General features: G+C 64.8%; 19 protein-coding genes. 15 read left to right on the top strand and 4 right to left on the bottom strand.

The window, feature by feature from the left end; translation table 11 throughout:
* On the bottom strand, positions 1–534 hold the full coding sequence (locus tag NCCP436_RS00860) for a gamma carbonic anhydrase family protein (protein ID WP_220801902.1): 534 nt from the start codon (positions 532–534) through the stop codon (positions 1–3).
* A 126-nt stretch (positions 535–660) separates the two neighbouring features.
* Here NCCP436_RS00860 and prlC point away from each other — a divergent pair, with 126 nt between their 5' ends.
* Genes prlC through NCCP436_RS00840 form a run of 4 tightly spaced genes read left to right on the top strand, consistent with a single transcriptional unit; the run spans position 661 to position 4,889 of the window.
* Entirely contained in the window at positions 661–2,709 is a 2,049-nt protein-coding gene (gene prlC, locus NCCP436_RS00855) for an oligopeptidase A (RefSeq protein WP_220801901.1), read from the top strand.
* Complete coding sequence (locus NCCP436_RS00850; protein WP_220801900.1) at positions 2,706–2,987, top strand: YheV family putative zinc ribbon protein; 282 nt, start codon at positions 2,706–2,708, stop codon at positions 2,985–2,987. Before prlC ends, NCCP436_RS00850 begins: the two co-directional genes overlap by 4 nt.
* A 5-nt stretch (positions 2,988–2,992) precedes the next feature.
* Positions 2,993–3,769 carry a DUF1835 domain-containing protein gene (locus NCCP436_RS00845; RefSeq protein ID WP_220801899.1) on the top strand — a complete coding sequence of 259 codons (777 nt, stop codon included), beginning with the start codon at positions 2,993–2,995 and terminating at the stop codon, positions 3,767–3,769.
* 31 nt (positions 3,770–3,800) lie between these two features.
* Positions 3,801–4,889 carry a DUF3298 domain-containing protein gene (locus tag NCCP436_RS00840; RefSeq protein ID WP_220801898.1) on the top strand — a complete coding sequence of 363 codons (1,089 nt, stop codon included), beginning with the start codon at positions 3,801–3,803 and terminating at the stop codon, positions 4,887–4,889.
* Between the two features lie 158 nt (positions 4,890–5,047).
* Here the strand turns inward: NCCP436_RS00840 and NCCP436_RS00835 are convergent, their stop codons facing one another.
* Positions 5,048–5,839: a helix-turn-helix transcriptional regulator gene (locus NCCP436_RS00835; RefSeq protein ID WP_220801897.1), complete on the bottom strand. Its 792-nt coding sequence runs from the start codon at positions 5,837–5,839 to the stop codon at positions 5,048–5,050.
* Positions 5,840–5,920: 81 nt separating this feature from the next.
* On the opposite strand from NCCP436_RS00835, the gene NCCP436_RS00830 reads away from it, so the two are divergent.
* The 3 genes from NCCP436_RS00830 (at position 5,921) to NCCP436_RS00820 (ending at position 9,090) form a co-directional block, all read left to right on the top strand.
* Positions 5,921–6,907 (top strand): bile acid:sodium symporter family protein, encoded by a 987-nt coding sequence (locus NCCP436_RS00830; RefSeq protein WP_220801896.1) that lies wholly within the window; start codon positions 5,921–5,923, stop codon positions 6,905–6,907.
* Positions 6,908–6,977: 70 nt separating this feature from the next.
* Entirely contained in the window at positions 6,978–8,039 is a 1,062-nt protein-coding gene (locus NCCP436_RS00825) for a PA0069 family radical SAM protein (RefSeq protein WP_220801895.1), read from the top strand.
* 322 nt (positions 8,040–8,361) lie between these two features.
* The gene (locus NCCP436_RS00820) at positions 8,362–9,090 is read left to right on the top strand and encodes a carbonic anhydrase (RefSeq protein WP_220801894.1); all 729 of its coding nucleotides are present in this window, start codon (positions 8,362–8,364) and stop codon (positions 9,088–9,090) included.
* A 329-nt stretch (positions 9,091–9,419) separates the two neighbouring features.
* Here NCCP436_RS00820 and oadA read toward each other — a convergent pair whose 3' ends face one another.
* Both oadA and NCCP436_RS00810 read right to left on the bottom strand, forming a co-directional pair.
* Positions 9,420–11,228, bottom strand: coding sequence for a sodium-extruding oxaloacetate decarboxylase subunit alpha (oadA, locus tag NCCP436_RS00815; RefSeq protein ID WP_220801893.1), 1,809 nt, complete (start codon positions 11,226–11,228; stop codon positions 9,420–9,422).
* A gap of 9 nt (positions 11,229–11,237) precedes the next feature.
* On the bottom strand, positions 11,238–12,653 hold the full coding sequence (locus NCCP436_RS00810) for an acetyl-CoA carboxylase biotin carboxylase subunit (RefSeq protein ID WP_220801892.1): 1,416 nt from the start codon (positions 12,651–12,653) through the stop codon (positions 11,238–11,240).
* Between the two features lie 152 nt (positions 12,654–12,805).
* On the opposite strand from NCCP436_RS00810, the gene NCCP436_RS00805 reads away from it, so the two are divergent.
* The 8 genes from NCCP436_RS00805 to NCCP436_RS00770 all read left to right on the top strand — a co-directional run bounded on the left by NCCP436_RS00805 (position 12,806) and on the right by NCCP436_RS00770 (position 20,028).
* Positions 12,806–13,762: a LysR family transcriptional regulator gene (locus NCCP436_RS00805; protein ID WP_309295048.1), complete on the top strand. Its 957-nt coding sequence runs from the start codon at positions 12,806–12,808 to the stop codon at positions 13,760–13,762.
* A 79-nt stretch (positions 13,763–13,841) separates the two neighbouring features.
* Entirely contained in the window at positions 13,842–14,513 is a 672-nt protein-coding gene (locus tag NCCP436_RS00800; protein ID WP_220801891.1) for a GntR family transcriptional regulator, read from the top strand.
* A 124-nt stretch (positions 14,514–14,637) separates the two neighbouring features.
* Positions 14,638–15,573: a 4-hydroxyproline epimerase gene (locus tag NCCP436_RS00795; protein ID WP_220801890.1), complete on the top strand. Its 936-nt coding sequence runs from the start codon at positions 14,638–14,640 to the stop codon at positions 15,571–15,573.
* A complete protein-coding gene (locus NCCP436_RS00790) occupies positions 15,570–16,691 on the top strand; it encodes an FAD-binding oxidoreductase (RefSeq protein ID WP_220801889.1) in 1,122 nt (373 codons plus the stop codon). Before NCCP436_RS00795 ends, NCCP436_RS00790 begins: the two co-directional genes overlap by 4 nt.
* Positions 16,684–16,920 carry a (2Fe-2S)-binding protein gene (locus NCCP436_RS00785; protein WP_220801888.1) on the top strand — a complete coding sequence of 79 codons (237 nt, stop codon included), beginning with the start codon at positions 16,684–16,686 and terminating at the stop codon, positions 16,918–16,920. The genes NCCP436_RS00790 and NCCP436_RS00785 overlap by 8 nt, the downstream gene beginning before the upstream one ends.
* Positions 16,917–18,164: an FAD/NAD(P)-binding oxidoreductase gene (locus NCCP436_RS00780; RefSeq protein ID WP_220801887.1), complete on the top strand. Its 1,248-nt coding sequence runs from the start codon at positions 16,917–16,919 to the stop codon at positions 18,162–18,164. The genes NCCP436_RS00785 and NCCP436_RS00780 overlap by 4 nt, the downstream gene beginning before the upstream one ends.
* A gap of 67 nt (positions 18,165–18,231) precedes the next feature.
* A complete protein-coding gene (locus NCCP436_RS00775; protein ID WP_220801886.1) occupies positions 18,232–19,020 on the top strand; it encodes an AraC family transcriptional regulator in 789 nt (262 codons plus the stop codon).
* A 189-nt stretch (positions 19,021–19,209) separates the two neighbouring features.
* The gene (locus tag NCCP436_RS00770; protein WP_220801885.1) at positions 19,210–20,028 is read left to right on the top strand and encodes a transporter substrate-binding domain-containing protein; all 819 of its coding nucleotides are present in this window, start codon (positions 19,210–19,212) and stop codon (positions 20,026–20,028) included.
* The last annotated feature ends 11 nt before the right edge of the window (positions 20,029–20,039 follow it).

Here is a 20,039-nt window from a genome sequence, read left to right as displayed (position 1 = left end):
TTACTGCTCGCTGAGGTACTGATCCTTGAGTTTGACGTAGTTGCCTGCCGTGTAGCTGAAGAAACTGCGCTCTTTTTCCGTCAGTGGACGGGCCTGTTTTACCGGACTGCCGACATACAGGTAGCCGCTTTCCAGGCGCTTGCCTGGCGGCACCAGGCTGCCAGCACCGATGATCACCTCGTCTTCGACCACCGCACCGTCCATCACGATGCTGCCCATGCCGACCAGGATACGGCTGCCCAGGGTGCAGCCATGCAGGGTGACCTTGTGTCCGACGGTCACCTCGTCGCCGATGGTCAGGGCAAAACCCTCGGGGTTGAAGGGCCCGGCATGGGTGATGTGCAACACACTGCCATCCTGCACGCTGGTACGTGCCCCGATACGGATGCGGTGCATGTCGCCGCGGATCACCGTCAGCGGCCAGACCGAGCTGTCATCGCCGATCTCGACATCGCCTAGCACCACGGCACTGGCGTCGATGAAGACCCGCTCGCCAAGTCTGGGGGTATGCTGTCGGAAACTGCGAATGGCCACGATAGGTTCTCCTGGGCTGCGGGAAAGCTTGATTGTAATTAAGATGGCCCCCATGTCGGTGGTTATCGCATCCGGGTCACGATCCGGATCGCCGCCAGTCTCCCTATTCGCTACAGGTATCCCGTCGTGACCGTGAACAATCCCCTGCTGCAAGACTTCGATCTGCCGCCCTACTCGCAGATCAGACCGGAACACGTCGAACCCGCCATTGAGCAAATCCTCGCCGACAGCCGTGCCGCCATCGTCGAACTGCTCCAAAGCCAGCAGAGCAATCCCAGCTGGGATGGTCTGGTACTGGCCCTGGACGAGCTGGGCGCACGCCTGGGCCGTGCCTGGAGCCCGGTAAGCCACCTCAACGCGGTGTGCAACAGTCCGGAACTGCGCGCCGCCTACGAGGCCTGCCTGCCCAAGCTGTCGGAATACTGGACCGAACTGGGCCAGAACCGCCCGCTGTTCGAAGCCTACGCCACACTGGCCAGTAGCCCGGCCGCCGAAGATTTCGACGTGGCGCAGAAAACCATCCTCGAACACGCCCTGCGCGACTTCCGCCTGTCCGGCATTGACCTGCCGGCCGAGCAGCAGAAACGTTACGGCGAGATCCAGATGCGCCTGTCCGAACTCAGCAGCCGCTTCTCCAACCAGTTGCTCGATGCCACCCAGGCCTGGACCTGCCACATCACCGACGAGGCGCGTCTGGCCGGCCTGCCCGACTCGGCCCGTGCGCAGATGAAGCAGGCTGCCGAGGCCAGGGAGCTGGACGGCTGGCTGATCACCCTGGAATTCCCCAGCTACTACGCGGTGATGACCTACGCCGACGACCGTGCTCTGCGCGAGGAGGTCTACGTCGCCTACTGCACCCGCGCCTCCGACCAGGGGCCGAACGCCGGCCAGCATGACAATGGCCCGCTGATGGCCGAGATCCTCGAGCTACGTCAGGAGCTGGCCCGGCTGCTCGGCTTTGTCCACTACGGAGAGCTGAGTCTGGCCAGCAAGATGGCCGAAAGTACCGATCAGGTACTGAGCTTCCTGCGGGACCTGGCGGTACGCAGCAAGCCCTTCGCCGAGCAGGATCTGGCCGAGCTCAAGGCTTTCGCCGCCGAGCAGGGCGTGGATGACCTGCAGAGCTGGGACGTCGGCTACTACAGTGAGAAGCTGCGCCAGCAGCGCTACAGCATATCCCAGGAGGAAGTGCGCGCCTGGTTCCCCATCGACAAGGTACTGACCGGGCTGTTCGCCATCGTGCAAAAGCTCTACGGCATCGAGATCCGCGAGCTGCATGAGTTCGACAGCTGGCATCCGGACGTACGCCTGTTCGAAATCCGTGAAAACGGCGAGCACGTTGGCCGCTTCTTCTTCGATCTTTACGCCCGCGCCAACAAGCGTGGCGGCGCCTGGATGGACGGCGCCCGCGACAAACGCCGTGCCGCCGACGGCCGTCTGATCGCACCGGTGGCCAACCTGGTGTGCAACTTCACTCCGGCGGCTCCGGGCAAACCGGCACTGCTGACTCACGATGAAGTCACCACCCTGTTCCACGAGTTCGGTCACGGCCTGCACCATCTGCTGACCCGGGTCGAGCATGCCGGCGCCTCCGGCATCAACGGCGTGGCCTGGGACGCAGTGGAGCTGCCAAGCCAGTTCATGGAGAACTGGTGCTGGGAGCCGAAGGGCCTGGCACTGATCTCCGGCCACTACGAGACCGGCGAACCACTGCCGCAGGCGCTGTTGGACAAGATGCTGGCGGCAAAGAACTTCCAATCCGGACTGATGATGCTGCGCCAGCTGGAGTTCTCCCTGTTCGACTTCGAACTGCACGCCAGCCACGGCGACGGCCGCAGCGTGCTGGACGTACTCGAAGCCGTGCGCAACGAGGTGTCGGTACTGCGCCCGCCGGCCTACAACCGCTTCGCCAACGGCTTCGCCCATATCTTTGCCGGCGGCTACGCGGCCGGTTACTACAGCTACAAGTGGGCCGAAGTACTGAGCGCAGACGCCTTCTCCCGTTTCGAGGAAGAAGGTGTGCTCAATCCGGACACCGGACGTGCCTTCCGTGAAGCCATCCTGGCTCGCGGCGGCTCTCAGGAACCCATGACGCTGTTTGTCGACTTCCGTGGTCGTGAGCCCTCCATCGACGCCCTGCTGCGCCACAGCGGCCTGAGCCAGGAGGCCGCATGAGCGATGCGCCTGTGAACAGCACCCCGAAACGCTTTATCGCCGGCGCCGTGTGCCCGGCGTGCAGCGAAACCGACAGCATCAAGATGTGGAGCGTCGACGACGTGCCGCACCGTGAATGCGTCAAGTGCGGCTACGCCGACACCCTCGACGCACGCGGCAACTCGGTGCCCAAGGAGTTGCCCACGCGGGTCAACGTCAGCGGCCTGAAACCCAAGGCCGCCGACCCGAATGTGCAGACAGTGCAGTTCTTTCCCAATCCGAAGCTGAAGAAGGACTGAGCCGCGTGTGGCACTTGGTTTGCGGCGACAACGCGGTAGCCGGTGTGACGCGAGTGATCGGCCAGAAGACTGCCGAGGCTGGTCTGCGCGTGCTGCGTGACGATCTCGCCGTCGGCCCGCTGGGCGACGTGGACAATCCGCCCTGCACCGCCCGCGCCGTATTCTGGGGCGAAGTGTGGCCAGCTGCGGTAACACCACGACCAGATTTTTCCACAGGCCTGGCCGAGGATGCTCGCTGGCTCGCCAGCCTAGCGAGTCAGGATCGGCCCGTCAGCGTCTGGCATGGCGACAGCAGCAGCGAGCAGTTGCTGCTGGCGCGCGTCGCCAGCGCGTTGCAAGGCAGCAGCGTCGAGCTCTGGGAAGTGGCTTGTGGCAATGGCGACAGCCGTGTGCAGACGCGCAAGGCAGTGGCCATGCATAACCCCGAGACACTGGCGCAGATCGCCAAGCCGCGCCTGGTCGATGTCAATCGCCGGGCCGCACTGGCTGCGCAGTGGCGAGAGGCAGTGACTGAGGACGCACCGGTCCGCCGCTGGCAAGCGGGGACCTTCAGCGGTGAAAATTACCAAATCATCGATGCCGCGCTGATCGATAGCGCCAGCGCCCAGGCGCAACCATTGGCGCGAATCATGGCCGAGGTGATGGCGCGCAACGATGGATTCTTCGCCACCGATTTCTTTCTGTTCTGGCGCGCCCGTGAACTGGCGGCCGCCGGCCAGCTGGCGCTCACTGGCGAACCCGGAGAATACGGTTACCAGGGATTGCAGGTGCGTCGCGCCTGATTCGGCATGTTGCATATCCAGGGAGGACAGGATGCGTTACCTAGCGCTATTGATGCTCGCTACCGTGATGCCGGTGGCCGCCGAACTACGCTTCGAAAACCTGGAAGCCAAACGCGGCAACTGGGCGAACTATCGCTTTCCCGTACTGCAAGGCGACAGCCTGGCGGTGCGGCGAATCAACACTTACCTGCACGTCATGGAACTGGAAGGGTTGCCGGGGCGCTTCGAGCGCTCGCCTTTCGAGCGAATCTGGCCGAAGGAAGGTGAGATCTGGGGCACCAACAGCCTGGATTACCGGATCGACACGGAGCAACCCGGCTTTCTGTCCTTGACCATCAGCGGCGAGTACACCGGGGCCTATACCAGCATGGGCCATGTCACTTACCTGTTCGACCTGGCCAGCGGCCAACCCATTGGCCTGCGCCAACTCTTCACATCGGCCGGCCTGCAACGGCTGGGCGAACGCATCGGCAGGGAACGAAGCAAGCGCATCGAAGACTATCTGGCCGGTATTCCGGTACCCGGCGGACATACCGACGAGTTGTTATCGCTCCCCCCTGACGACCACGACGAACGCAGCGACGAACAGCGGGATATGTATCGTCAGTGTTTGCCCAGTCGTAGCAAAGCCGAGCTCCGCTACGACCGCCTGCAACTCGGCAAGCAACAACTGACGCTGACCGCCGAAAGCTGCGCGCCCCATGCAGCACGAGCCCTGGATGACCTTGGCGAGTTCGCCAACAGCGTGCCCTATGCCGAGCTTGACGCTGACCTCAGCATCTACGGGCGCTGCCTGCTGCTGGAGCGACGCAGCGATTGCCAGCATCCGGCCGATCTGAAGGCCGGCGGCGTGTACTGGGGCAAGATTGGCGGCCGCTATCCCATCACCCTAGTCGTCGGCACCCGCGAGAACAGCCGCCCGCAACCCAGCTCCTACTTCTACGACAAGTACGCCACGCGCATTGAGCTGGATGATCGAGATTTGCACAACGGCCGCCTGCGCCTTCAGGAAGGCGGCGACACCCCGGCCAGCTTCGACCTGCACCTGCAACCAGATGGCTCCCTAGTCGGCACCTGGCAGCAGGAAGGCGGCAAGGCGCTGCCGGTGGTTCTGGACTGAAACCAGCCGCTCCTTTCGCATCGAGCTCAGCGACCCTGTTGCCCACCACGATGCTGAGATTCACGGACAAGTCCACTCCCACAGGTGGCTGTGACTGATTCGTGAGAGCGGACTTGTCCGCGAAATGCGCACGCGAGCGATAACCCTGCAGACAGACGCTATTGGCGAAAGAATTCCCCCGGTGTCGCGCCGAACTGGCGGCGAAAAGCCGCGATAAAGGCTGATAGTGATTCGTAGCCGCAAGCCAGTGCCACGTCCGTGACACGCTCGCCCTGCTCCAGCGGAGTCAGCGCATCGAGCAGGCGCTGGCGCTGGCGCCAGGCGCGGAAACTCAAGCCAGTTTCACGCAGGAACAGCCGACTCAGGGTCTTTTCCGAAACACCCAGGCGCTGGCCCCATTCACCCAGGCCCAACTGACGCAGGTTGGCGTCCTCAAGGCCGTGGCACACCTCGCGCAGGCGCGCATCCTGCGGCAGCGGCAGCACCAGTGCCACTTCCGGTGCAGCGTGCAACTCATCCAGCAGCACCGAGACCAATCTACCTGGCGCACCATGCTCGTCGTACTCGACGGGTAGATCGCTGAAACGACGAATCAGCTCACGCAGCAACGGACTGACCGCCAGCACCCGACACGCATCCGGCCCCCATGGCACCACATCGCCATCGATGTACAGGCTGCGCATCTCGGTGCGCGGCGAGCTGAATACACGGTGCTCGACACCGGCCGGCACCCATACCGCGCGCTGTGGTGGCGCGACGAAACGGGCGCCGGCGGTCTGCACTTCGAGTACCCCGGCAATGGCATAGGACAGCTGCACCCAGGGATGGGTATGGCGAAAGGTCAGGGCACGGTTGGTCAGCGACTCGACCCGACCGTAGAGCGGCCTGGGCAGGCTCGGTAACTCGGGAAGGTTGCGATAGACCGTGGAGGGATGTCTGTTTGTCGACACTTGCTGGCTCTTTGGCGTTAGCCGGAAATTTTCACTGACGATAGTCTGGCGCCCTCCTGTATCGCAAGTCCGAGATTCGCCATGTTCCTGCGCCGCCTGTTGCCTGACAATTTCACCCTCACCCTGCTCGCCGTGGTGCTCACTGCCACCCTGCTGCCTGCCAGCGGCCAGATCGCGACGCTGTTCGAGTGGATCACCAACCTGGCCATCGCCCTGCTGTTCTTCCTCCATGGCGCGAAACTGTCGCGCCAGGCCATCCTCGCCGGTGCCGGCCACTGGCGCCTGCACCTGCTGGTGTTCGCCTGTACCTTCGTACTCTTCCCGCTGCTCGGCCTGGCCCTGCGACCGGTAATGGAGCCCTTGCTGGGCCGCGAGCTGTACCTGGGCATGCTCTACCTGTGTGCCCTGCCCGCCACGGTACAGTCGGCCATCGCCTTCACCTCGCTGGCACGCGGCAACATTCCCGCCGCCATCTGCAGCGCAGCGGCCTCCAGTCTGCTGGGCATCTTCCTCACTCCGTTGCTGGTGGCCTTCCTGATGGATGTCCATGGCGACAACGGCTCGACCCTCGACGCCATCGGCAAGATCTGCGTGCAACTGCTGCTGCCGTTCATCGCCGGGCAGATCGCCCAGCGCTGGATCGGTGGCTGGGTATCGAAGAACAAGAGCTGGCTGAAATACGTTGACCAAAGCTCGATCCTGCTGGTGGTCTACACCGCCTTCAGCGCAGCGATAATCGGCGGCCTGTGGCGTCAGGTACCGTTGCAGACACTGCTGACTCTGGTGCTGGTGTGCTGTGCGCTGCTGGCGATGGTACTGCTGATCACCAGCCGCCTGGGCAAATGGCTGGGTTTCGGCCTGGAAGACCGTATCACCATCCTCTTTGCCGGCTCTAAGAAGAGCCTGGCCACCGGCGTGCCCATGGCTCAGGTGCTGTTTGCCGGCAGCAGCATTGGTGTACTGATCCTGCCGCTGATGCTGTTCCACCAGATCCAGCTGATGGTCTGCGCAGTACTCGCACAGCGCTATGCCGATCGACCACAGACTGCGGAGCAGGCCTCCACCTGAGGCAGACATACGGAGCTTGCCCGGGCACCAGATAACTGTATATTTATACAGCTTACCAGGGAGCCCGAGTATGACCGTCCGCCTGCCGCCACGTGGCCGTGGCACCGCCAGCACCCCGCATAACCGCTACGCGCCGCTGCACATCGAGCGTGAAGATGACGGTTGGTATCAAGAGGAAACACCGTCGAGCTGCGCCACCGAAGTTCGCAGCGAGCTGGCCAAAAGCATCATTACCCGCAACAGCTCGCCGGATGTCGGCTTCGATCGTTCGGTAAACCCCTACCGTGGCTGTGAACACGGCTGCATCTACTGTTTTGCCCGCCCCAGCCACGCCTATTGGGATCTGTCGCCGGGCATCGATTTCGAAACCCGCCTGATCGCCAAGACCAACCTGGCCGAGCGCCTGGAGGAACAGCTGCAAAAGCCTGGCTACAGAGCGCAGCCTATTGCTCTGGGCGTCAACACCGATGCCTATCAGCCCATCGAACGCGAGCAGCGGCTGACTCGTCAGGCGCTGGAAATTCTGCTGCGCTACCGCCATCCGCTGCACATCATCACCAAGGGCTCGCTGATCCTGCGTGATCTGGATCTGCTTAGCCAGTTGGCCAGCCTGAATCTGGTTAGCGTAGCCATCAGCCTGACCACCCTGGATGATCAGCTCAAACGCATCATGGAACCGCGTGCGGCAGCCCCGGCGGCGCGCCTGCGCACCATGCGCGCACTGCATGAGGCAGGAGTGCCGGTGTTGGTGATGTGCGCGCCGATCATTCCGCAGATCAACGACCGGGAGCTGGAGGCACTGCTCGAAGCCGCGCGCGATGCCGGCGCACGCTCGGCCGGCTATGTGCTGCTACGTCTTCCGCTGGAGCTGGCCGGGTTGTTCGAGGAGTGGCTGCAGGCGCATTTTCCGGAGCGAGCCACACACGTGATGAGCCTGGTCCGTCAGAGCCGCGGCGGCAGGAACAATGACAGCCGCTTCGGTAGCCGGATGCGCGGCGAGGGTTTGTTCGCCGACCTGCTGGCGCAGCGCTTCCGTCTTGCGCGACGCAAGCTCGGCCTGGATCGTCGCGACAGCTTTGCGCTGGACTGCTCGCAGTTCTGCCCGCCTGGTGCGCAGCTGAACCTGCTGTAAGAGGTATAGCTCTGCCACATTGCATCGTCCCTGCCGGGGAGGGCGGTGGCATAGACAACAAGGCAGGGCATACAGGCTTTCCCCGCAACCGATTGTCACAAGCCTTGTCGAACCATTTCGCAGCCAACAAAGCTACAGGGCAAAACCCATCGGGATTAGGCACAAATGCCGCACGGCTACCGGTTGTCGATCCCGGTAATGACGACGACACTTGCGTGTGACTCGCATCGCACAGCGGCTGTCGTTCTAGAGTCTGTCCGAAAACTTGCCGCCCGTGGGCTGCTCGGACGGGCTTCGCGAACTCCAAGAACAGAGGTCAGGCATGCCTTACAAACATCAAGTGATACCGCTTCCTGCTCACGAGGGCAGTGAAACGGCCGAACAGGCACTGCAGAATATCGTCAGCGGCTTCAAACGCTTCCGCAACGAGGTGTTCCCGGAGCAGGAGGAGCTCTTCAAGAAGCTGGCCAAGGCGCAGAATCCGCGAGCCATGTTCATCACCTGCGCCGATTCGCGCGTAGTACCTGAGCTGATCACCCAAAGCTCGCCGGGCGACCTGTTCGTCAACCGCAATGTCGGCAACGTGGTGCCGGCCTACGGCCAGATGATGGGCGGCGTCTCCACCGCCATCGAGTACGCGGTGATGGCTCTGGGCGTGCAGCACATTGTTATCTGCGGCCATTCCGACTGTGGCGCAATGAAAGCGGTACTCCACCCCGAGACCCTCAAGGCAATGCCAACGGTCAAGGCCTGGCTGCGCCACGCAGAGGTGGCACGTACCGTGGTGGCCGAAAACTGCCAGTGCAGCAGTGAGAGCGAAGCGCTCGAAGCGCTCACAGAGGAAAACGTGGTGGCCCAGCTCAACCACCTGCGTACTCACCCCTCGGTGGCAGCCAAGCTGGCCCGCGGCGAGCTGTTCATCCACGGCTGGGTATACGACATCGAAACCAGCAATATCAAAGCCTATGATGCGGAAATGGGGACCTTTCTGCCGCTGGACGGCGATCGGATTCCGATGGCTACGCCTCGCGCACGCTTTCCAAAATCCTGATGACTTCGGCCGGCGCAGCTGCGTCGGCCGAGCCTCAGGCAGATGCTCTCAGCGGCGCAGCTGATGAGGATCAGCACACATGTCCACCCTGGCAAAAGGAAAGGGCCATGCCCCGCACAGGCGGTGCTGATCGCCCGTGCCGTGCTGACGCACCAGGGGCATGGCCAGAGAAACGGCAGACCCGCTTGAAGGCAAGCTGGGGAGACGGCATCCGGCAGACGCGCTCGGCGTTTGCCGAACGCATGCAGCCAGCTGCCACAGAATAAAAAAGGAGCCCGGGTTACACCCCCGTCAAACTTGCCCATCCAACAGGCCGGACTCCATAGAGGTTAACCTTCCTCGATTTCAACCAGCACTTCGCCCGGATTGACGCGGTCGCCCTTGGCCACGTGAACGGCCTTGACCGTGCCGGCAACCGGTGCCTGCACTTCGGTTTCCATCTTCATCGCTTCAGTAATCAGCAGCGCCTGGCCGGCCTTGACCACATCACCTGCCTTGACCAGAACATCGACGATGTTGCCCGGCATGGTGGTGGACACATCGCCCGGTGCGCTGGCCTGTTTGCGCTTGTCGCCAGCTCCGGCAACGAAAGTGTTGAGCGGCTCGAACACCACCTCTTCCGGCATGCCGTCGATGGACAGGTAGAAGTGGCGCTTGCCCTCGCCCTTGACCCCGACGCCGGTGATGTCGACGCGATAGGTTTCGCCGTGGACGTCGATGACGAACTCGGTCGGTACGCCTTCGTCCGCGACCGCTACACCCTTGCCGCCGGGGATGGGCAACAGGGCTTCCGGTTTGAGAGTGCCGGCCTCGCGTTCTTCCAGGAACTTGCGCCCAATGTCCGGGAACATGGCGTAGGTCAGCACGTCCTCCTCAGACTTGGCCAGGCTGCCAATCTCCTCGCGCAGGCGAGCCAGCTCGGGCTTGAGCAGATCCGCCGGGCGCACGTCGATAACTTCCTCGCTACCGATGGCCTGCTGACGCAGCTCCTCGTCGACATGTCCCGGCGCCTTGCCGTAGCGGCCCTGCAGGTACAGCTTCACCTCGTTGGTGATGGTCTTGTAGCGCTCGCCGGCAAGCACGTTGAAGAACGCCTGAGTACCGACGATCTGCGAAGTCGGCGTAACCAGCGGTGGGTAGCCAAGGTCGGCGCGTACTCGCGGGATCTCCTCCAGCACCTCATTCATGCGACTCAGAGCGCCCTGCTCCTTGAGCTGGTTGGCCAGGTTGGAAATCATCCCACCCGGCACCTGGTTGACCTGAACGCGGGTATCCACGCCGGTGAACTCGCTCTCGAACTGGTGGTACTTCTTGCGCACGGCGTGGAAGTACATGCCGATTTCCTGGATCAGCGCCAGATCCAGGCCGGTGTCGTATTCGGTTCCCTTGAGGGCGGCAACCATCGACTCGGTTCCCGGGTGACTGGTGCCCCAGGCCAGGCTGGAAATGGCGGTATCGATATGGGTAGCACCGGCCTCGATGGCCTTGAGCTGGCACATGGCGCCAAGACCTGCGGTGTCGTGGCTGTGGATGAATACCGGTAGGTCGACTTCGGCCTTCAGCGCCTTGACCAGCTCGAAGGTGGCATAAGGGGTGAGCAGGCCGGCCATGTCCTTGATGGCGATGGAATCGATGCCCATCGCCTGCATGGCCTTGGCCTGCTCGACGAAAGCCTCAATGGTGTGCACCGGGCTGGTGGTATAAGCGATGGTCCCCTGGGCATGCTTGCCGGCGGCCTTGACCGCCTCGATGGCGGTACGCAGATTGCGCACGTCGTTCATCGCATCGAAGATGCGGAATACGTCGATGCCGTTGACCGCTGCCTTGGCCACGAAGGCACGCACCACGTCATCACTGTAGTGACGATAGCCAAGCAGGTTCTGCCCGCGCAGGAGCATCTGCAGGCGGGTGTTGGGCAGCGCCGCCTTGAGCTGGCGCAGACGTTCCCATGGGTCTTCCTTGAGGAAGCGCACGCACGAGTCGAAGGTGGCGCCGCCCCAGACTTCCAGCGACCAGTAGCCGACCTTATCCAGCTTGTCGCAGATCGGCAGCATGTCTTCGGTGCGCATGCGGGTCGCCAACAGCGACTGATGGGCATCACGCAGTACGGTATCGGTAACGTTGATCTTCTTGCTCATGGGTGTTCCCTACAGGCCGGCGTGGGCAGCAATGGCGGTGGCGATGGCGATGGCCAGGTGCGACGGATGGCGTTTGATCGAGTACTCGGTCAGTTCCGGGTGGCTCTCGACGAAGCTGGTATTGAACTCGGCGCTGCGGAACTCTTCGCTACGCAGGATTTCCTGGTAATAGGGCGCGGTGGTTTTCACACCCTGCACGCGCATGTCATCCAGCGCGCGCAGGCCGCGATCCAGCGCCTCCTCCCAGGTCAGCGCCCAGACAATCAGCTTTAGGCACATCGAGTCGTAATGCGGCGGGATGGTGTAACCGGTGTAGATTGCCGTATCGGTGCGCACGCCTGGACCGCCCGGCGCGTAGTAGCGGGTGATCTTGCCGAAGGATGGCAAGAAGTTGTTCTTCGGATCCTCGGCGTTGATGCGGAACTGCAGGGCATAGCCGCGATGGATGATGTCTTCCTGCTTGACCGACAGCGGCAGGCCGCTGGCGATGCGGATCTGCTCGCGGACGATATCGATCCCGGTGATTTCCTCGGTGATGGTGTGTTCAACCTGCACCCGGGTGTTCATCTCCATGAAGTACACCTCGCCCTCGGCGAGCAGAAACTCCACGGTACCGGCGTTCTCATAGCCCACCGCCTGCGCCGCACGTACCGCCAGATCGCCGATATAGGCGCGCTGCTCGGGAGTCAGCTGCGGGCTGGGGGCGATTTCGATCAGCTTCTGGTTGCGGCGCTGGATCGAGCAGTCGCGCTCATACAGATGCACCACGTTGCCATGACTGTCGGCGAGAATCTGCGCCTCAATGTGCTTGGGATTGACGATGCACTTCTCCAGGAACACCTCGGCATTGCCGAAGGCCTTGGTTGCCTCGGAAATCACCCGCGGATAGGCCTGTTCCAGCTCCTCACGGCTATTGCAGCGGCGAATACCGCGCCCGCCACCGCCGCTGGTGGCCTTGAGCATCACCGGGTAGCCGATACGTTCGGCTTCACGCAGTGCCTCGTCCAGATCCGCGACGTTGCCTTCGGTGCCCGGGGTGACCGGTACACCGGCAGCGATCATGCTGCGACGGGCCTCGGTCTTGTCGCCCATGCGGCGGATAACCTCCGCGCTCGGGCCAATGAAGCGGATGCCGCGCTCAGCGCAGATTTCCGCCAGCTCAGGATTCTCCGAAAGGAAGCCGTAACCCGGATGCAGCGCATCGCAACCGGTTTCCACGGCCAGGTTGACCAGCTTGCGCGGGTTCAGGTAGCCGGCCAGCGGCTCTTCGCCGACACTGTGCGCCTCGTCGGCACGTTTTACGTGCAGCGCATGGCGGTCTGCCTCGGAGTAGATGGCCACCGAGCGGATACCCATCTCGGCGCAGGCACGCACGATGCGGACAGCAATCTCACCACGGTTGGCGATCAGAATCTTCTTGATCACGGTTCGAATCCTCAGCGCAAAGCTGTAACGGGCACCGGCCAACACGCCGGATGCCCCGCTAAGCTAATCGCCCTCACGAATTAACAAAAATCAATAATTATTAGACAATGCATAAGTCATTACTTATGCATTGGCGAAAGAGGCCCGAAGAAATGCGCAAGTCCTTGATGCGAATGACATTGCGTCAGCTCCAAGTGTTCCGCGCCGTCTGCGAGCACGGCTCCTACAGCCGTGCCGCCGAGGAAATGGCACTGACCCAACCGGCGGTCAGTCTGCAAATTCGTCAACTGGAGGAGCTGGTCGGCCAGCCGCTGTTCGAGTACGTCGGCAAGAAGCTCTACCGGACGGAAGCAGCCGAGGCCTTGCGTCGCGCCAGCAGCGACATTTTCGGCCGTCTGGAGAGCCTCGACATGCAGCTCTCGGATCTGCGCGGCTCGCTGCAGGGCCAGCTCAACCTGTGCGTGGAGTCCAGTGCCAAGTACTTCACCCCGCACCTGTTCGCCGAATTCCGCCGTCACCACCCGGAAGTCGGCCTGAACCTGACGGTGGTCAACCACAGCCTAGCCGTGCGCCGCCTGACCCAGAGCCGCGACGACCTGATGATCATGAGCCAGGTACCGCAGGATATGGCGCTGGACTTCCTGCCCTTCCTCAACAACCCGATCATCGCCGTCGCCGCGGCCGGGCACCCGCTGACGCAGGCGCCGAAACTGGATCTGCAAGCGCTGACCGGCTATCCACTGCTGGTGCGCGAGAACGGTTCGGGCACCCGCCGTGCATGCGAGGAGTACTGCCACCAGAAGCGCGCGCATTTCCCCATGCAGATGGAGATCGGCTCGCTGGAGGCCCAGCGCGAGGCGGTGCTGGCCGGGCTCGGACTGGCCATGCTGCCGCGTCACGCCGTGCGCCTGGAGTTGCGCCAGGGGCTGCTCTGCGAACTGCCGGTCAGCGAGCTGCCACTGCAACGCAGCTGGTGCGTGGTCAACATTCGCGGCCGGCGTCTGTCGCCGGTGGCGCAGGCCTTCGTCGACTTCATCCGCCGCGAACGCACCAGCATCGCCCGACTCGACGATCGCTTCCAACAGGGGGGGGGCGGAGCCAGGGCATGATTCGGCAGAACCGCCAGCTGCCGCACCCTGGGCAAACGTATAAGATATACCGTCAACTTCAGACAGGTGGAACCCGACAGTGTCTCTCCCGCGCTTCAATGCCCCCAACCTGGGCCTCACGCCGACCGCTTCGGAGATCATCGCCAGGCATCTGCGCGACGCCATAGTGTCCGGCCAGTTCGCTGAGGACGAGCCGATCCGCCAGGACGACATCGCCCGGCTGTTCAACGTCAGCAAGATCCCCGTGCGCGAAGCTCTCAAGCGTCTCGAGGCCGAAGGGCTGGTGATGTTCCAGCGCAACCGCGGTGCGGTGGTGACACGCATCTCCGAGCCGGAGCTGGCGCAGATGTTCGAGGTGCGGGTGCTGCTGGAAGTCCAGGCCATCCGCCTGGCGGTTCCGAACATGGACGAGACGACCTTCGCCAGCGCCGAACGCATCTGCGAGGCCTTCCTCGGCGAGGAGGATGTCGGCCGCTGGGCCGAACTCAACTGGCAGCTGCACGCCTGTCTCTACGAGCCGGCGAAGCGGCCGTTTCTGGTCGGCCTGATCCGTTCGATCCACGACAAGCTGGAGCGTTACCTGCGCATGCAGATGAGCCTGTCCGAGGGCAAGGCACGCGCCGACCAGGAGCACCGAGAGATCATTGCCGCCTGCCGTGCCGCAGATGCCGAGCGTGCCGCGGAGCTGATCGAGACGCACATCAACGGCGTCTGCCAAACACTCTACGCACACCTGCCCAACCGACTCTGAAGGGCGCCCCGACGGGCGCCACTACTGTGCTGATTTCGTCATCACGGCAGAGGAAAATCCTCAAGCCTGCCGGGCCTCGTCAGCGTCACCCTTGACGCCATCCCATCATCCCGGAGGCAGTCCGATGCAGCGTATCCGCGTGCTTGATTCACACACCGGCGGCGAGCCCACACGCCTGGTGTTCGAGGGTTTTCCGGATCTCGGCAAGGGCAGCATGGCCGAACGCCGCCAGCTGCTCGCCGAGAGTTTCGACCAGTGGCGCGCCGCCAGCGTGCTGGAACCGCGCGGCAGCGACGTGCTGGTCGGCGCCCTGCTGTGCGAGCCGGTCGACCCCGGCGCCTGTGCCGGAGTCATCTTCTTCAACAACACCGGCTACCTCGGCATGTGCGGCCACGGCACCATCGGCCTGGTGGTCTCCCTGGCGCACCTGGGCAAGATCGGCCCGGGCGTGCACAGGATCGAGACGCCCGTCGGCACCGTCGAGGCGACCCTGCATGAAGACCGCTCGGTGAGCGTGCGCAACGTGCCGGCCTACCGCTACCGCAAGGCAGTGACCCTCGACGTGCCGGCTTACGGCAGTGTCACGGGCGACATCGCCTGGGGCGGCAACTGGTTCTTCCTGATCAGCGACCACGGCCAGCGCGTGGCCGGCGACAACCTGGAAGCCCTGACCGCCTACTCGGTGGCCGTGCAGCAGGCCCTGGAAAACCAGGGCATCCGCGGTGAGGACGGCGGCCTGATCGACCATATCGAGCTGTTCGCCGACGACGACCAGGCCGACAGCCGCAACTTCGTGCTGTGCCCCGGCAAGGCCTACGACCGCTCGCCCTGCGGCACCGGCACCAGCGCCAAGCTGGCCTGCCTGGCCGCCGACGGCAAGCTGCAGCCGGGCCAGCTGTGGCGCCAGGCCAGCGTGATCGGCAGCCAGTTCGAGGGCAGCTACGAAAGCGCCGAGAACGGCCGCATCGTGCCGACCATTCGCGGCCGCGCCCACATCAGCGCCGAGGCCACCCTGCTGATCGAGGCGGACGATCCCTTCGCCTGGGGCATCCGCCTGTGAAGGACGGCGCCGATTTCATCATCATCGGCGGCGGCATCGTCGGTGCCGCCTGCGCCCGCGAGCTGGCCAGGCGCGGCCAGCGCGTGCTGGTGCTGGACGCCGGCCTGCGCGCCGCCACGGCCGCCGGCATGGGCCACCTGATCGTGCTCGACGACAACCCGGCGGAACTCGCTCTTAGCCAGTACTCGGTGCAGCGCTGGCGCGAATGGGCGCCGGAGATGCCGGAGAATTGCACCTACCGGCAGAACGGCACCCTGTGGCTGGCCGCCAACGCCGAGGAGATGGCGGTGGCCGAAGCCAAGTACCAGGTAATGCGCGACCACGGCATGGACTGCGAACTGCTCGGCGCCGCCGCCCTGCGCGCCGCCGAGCCAGAGCTGTGCGAGGGCCTGCACGGCGGCCTGCGGGTGAACGGCGACGGCATCATCTACGCGCCCAACGCCGCCCGCTGGCTCCTCGACCACCCGCTGATCGAGCAGCGCCAGGCCCGCGTGGTCGAGATCAACGGTGCCCGCGTGCGCCTCGAGGACGGTTCCTGGCTCAGCGCCCAGGCGACCATCCTGGCCGGCGGCACCCATGTCACCGATCTGTGCCCGGAACTGCCGGTGGAGCCGAAGAAGGGCCACCTGCTGATCACCGACCGCTACCCGGGACGCATCAGCCACACCCTGGTGGAGCTGGGCTACGTCACCAGCGCGCACAACGCCAGCGGGCCATCCACCGCCGCCAATATCCAGCCGCGGCCGACCGGCCAGCTGTTCATCGGCGCCTCGCGCCAGTTCAACACCACTGACCCCGAGGTCGAACCCTGGATGCTGGCCAGACTGCTGCAGCGCGCCGTCGACTACATGCCGGGCCTGGCCAGGCTCAACGGCATCCGTGCCTGGACCGGCTTCCGCGCCGCCAGCCCGGACGGCCTGCCGCTGCTCGGCGAGCACCCGCAACGCCCCGGCCTGTGGCTGGCGGTCGGCCATGAGGGCCTGGGCGTCACCACCGCCCCGGGCAGTGCCGACCTGCTCATCGCCCAGCTGTTCGACGAGCCCGCGCCGCTGGCGCTGGCGCTGGCGCTGGAACCCTATCTGCCGCAACGCTTTGCCGGAGTACGCGCGCATGCCTGAACTGATTCTCGACGACCGCCCGCTCAAGGTGGCCGAAGGCACCACGGTGGCCGCCGCACTGATGCTCGGCGGCGACGGCACCAGCCGTACCTCGGTCAGCGGCCAGCGCCGCGCGCCGGTGTGCGGCATGGGCGTCTGCCAGGAGTGCCGGATCACCATCGACGGCCAGCGCCGCCTGGCCTGCCAGACCCTCTGCCGTGACGGCATGCAGGTGGAGAGCCGGCCATGAAAGTAGACATCCTCATCATCGGTGCCGGCCCCGCCGGCATGGCCGCGGCCCTGGCCGCCGCCGCCAGTGGGGCGCGCATCGCCGTGCTCGATGACAACCCCGCCGCCGGCGGGCAGATCTGGCGCGGCGGCCCGCAGGCGCACCTGCCGCCGCTAGCCCGCGACTACCGCCAGCGCCTGCAGGCCCAGGCCAACATCGAACACCTGCCGGGCAGCCGTGTGGTGGCCCTGGCCGGCCCCAAGGCGCTATTGGTGGAAGATGCCGAGCGCGGCACGGTCATCGAATACGACCGGCTGATCCTCTGCACCGGCGCCCGCGAGCTGCTGCTGCCCTTCCCCGGCTGGACGCTGCCCGGCGTCACCGGCGCCGGCGGCCTGCAGGCGCTGATCAAGGGCGGCATGCCGGTGGCCGGCGAGCGCATCGTCATCGCCGGCAGCGGCCCGCTGCTGCTGGCCAGCGCCGCCACGGCCAAGGACAACGGCGCCAGGGTGCTGAACATCCTCGAGCAGGCCCCCTGGTCGGCCGTGGCCGGCTTTGCCGCCCAACTGCCACGCTGGCCACACAAGCTGCTGCAGTCCTTCGGCCTGCTCCATCCGGGCTACCGGGCCGGCAGCCATGTGCTCGAGGCGCTCGGCGACGGTCGCCTGGAGGCGGTGCGCGTGAGCATCGGCGGTACGATTCGCGAGATCGCCTGCGAGCGCCTGGCCTGCGGCTTCGGGCTGATCCCCAACCTGCAGCTGGGCCAGGCCCTGGGCTGTCGCATCGAGCGTGACGCCATCGCCGTCGACGCCTGGCAGGCCACCACCCTGGCGGGGGTCTACGCCGCCGGCGAAAGCACCGGCTTCGGGGGAAGCGAGAAGGCCCTGGTGGAAGGCGCCATCGCCGGCCACGCGGCAGTGGGCGAGCGCAACGCGGCGCAGCGCCTGTGGTCGCAGCGCCAGCGCTGGCACGGCTTCGCCCACGCGCTGAACCGCGCCTTCGTGCTGGGCGATGCGGTGAAAGGGCTGGCCAGGCCGGACACCCTGATCTGCCGCTGCGAGGACGTGCCGCTGTCGGCCGTGTGCGACCACCAGGGCTGGAGCCAGGCCAAGATGGCCAGCCGCTGCGGCATGGGCGCCTGCCAGGGCCGTACCTGCGGCGGCGCCGCCCAGACGCTGTTCGGCTGGCAGCCGCCGGCACCGCGGCCACCGTTCAGCCCGGCGCGCATCGAAACCCTGCTGCAGCTGGCGCCACACCCGGACTGATCCGGCACTACCCGGGCGGCTCGGCTTGGCCGTATGCTCAGGCCTTTGCCACCAGCCCAAGCCTCCCATGCTCGATCTGCTCCCACGCCCGCTGACCGATCTCGCCACCCTGGTGCAGCAGCTGGAGGCCATCGCCCCACTGCTCGATGCCATGTCCGGGGTGGTGTTCTTCATCAAGGATCCGCAGGCGCGTTATGTGCTGGTCAACCAGACCCTGGCCAGCCGCTGCGGCTGCAGGGACAAGTCCGAGCTGCTCGGACGCACCGCCGAGGAAGTCTTTCCAGCGCGCTTCGGCGCCCGCTACAGCGCGCAGGACCGCCAGGTACTGGAGAGCGGCGACCAGCTGCAGGAACAGTTGGAGCCGCACCTCTATCCGGGCCGCCTGCCGGGCTGGTGCCTGACCCACAAACTGGCCCTGCGTGCCGATGACGGCCGCGTCATCGGCATGGCCGGCGTCTCCTGCGACCTGCAGGCGCCGCTGGACAGCCACCCGGCCTACCAGAAGCTGGCCGCCGTCGACGACTACATTCGTCAGCATTACGGCCGTCCCATCAGTTTGGCTGAACTGACCGCGCTGACCGGGCTTTCCGTGGCGCAGCTCGAGCGTCTGTGCAAGCGGATCTTCCAGCTCACCCCACGGCAGATGATCCACCGGGCCCGGCTCAATGCCGCCAGCCAGCTGTTGCAGGGTGACATGCCGATCACCGAGATCGCCCTGCACTGCGGCTACACCGATCACAGCGCCTTCAGCCGGCAGTTCCGCCAGCTCACCGGCCTGTCGCCCAGCGACTACCGGCTGGCCTGCCGGGAACGCGCCGCCTGTTACCTTTCGCCGCAGCCCCGCTTCCTCGGGTAGCGCCGCGTCACCGCTGGTGACGCCCCATTCCAGCGACTACCTCACGGCATTTCCCCGGAAATCCACCAGCTACCGGCCCTCCGCCATGGCCTGAGCATTCGGGCATGCCTATTGCTTTTAAAGATATCGTATACGAAATCCGTAATACGAAAATTCAACCGCCACACCCCACGACACATGAGGCTGCATATGTTCCAAAAGACGCTCGCCCTTGCTCTCAGCGCGGTCATCATCTCCACCCTGGCCGCCAACGCCCAGGCCGACAAGCTCGACGACATCATCGAGTCCGGAAAACTACGCTGTGCGGTCACCCTGGATTTCCCACCCATGGGTTTCCGCGACGCCAACAATCAGCCGACCGGCTTCGACGTGGATTACTGCAACGACCTGGCGAAGGTACTCGGCGTCACCCCTGAGGTGGTCGAGACTCCCTTCCCGGATCGCATTCCGGCGCTGGTTTCCGGCCGCGCCGACGTGATCGTCGCCTCCACCTCCGACACTCTGGAGCGTGCCAAGACCGTAGGCATGACCATCCCCTACTTCGCCTTCCAGATGGTCGTGCTGACCCGCGAAGACGCCGGCATTGACAGCTACGCCGATCTCAGGGGCAAGAAGCTGGGCAACACCAGCGGCACCTACGAGGCCATCGCCCTGGAAAAGGACCAGAAGGCCTGGGGCGAAGGCAGCTTCCGCGCCTACCAGACGCAAAACGACACCATCCTGGCCGTGGCCCAGGGCCACATCGACGCCACCGTGGTGACCAACACCGTGGCTGCCGCCACGCTCAAGTCCGGCAAGTACAAGGGTCTGAAGGTCGCCGGTGACGCCCCCTACGTGGTCGACTATGTGTCGCTGGCCGCCAAGCGCAGCGAGTACGGCCTGCTCAACTACCTGAACCTGTTCGTCAGCCAGCAGGTACGTAGCGGTCGCTATGACGAGCTGTGGCAGAAGTGGGTCGGCGACGAGATCAGGCCGGCCAGTCTGACCATCCCCAACGTCTACTACTGAGCGCGGGCGGG

Origin of the sequence: Pseudomonas sp. NCCP-436 (assembly GCF_019656335.1) — a bacterium.
Lineage (GTDB): Bacteria > Pseudomonadota > Gammaproteobacteria > Pseudomonadales > Pseudomonadaceae > Aquipseudomonas.
This window is presented reverse-complemented; position numbering and strand designations above follow the sequence as displayed.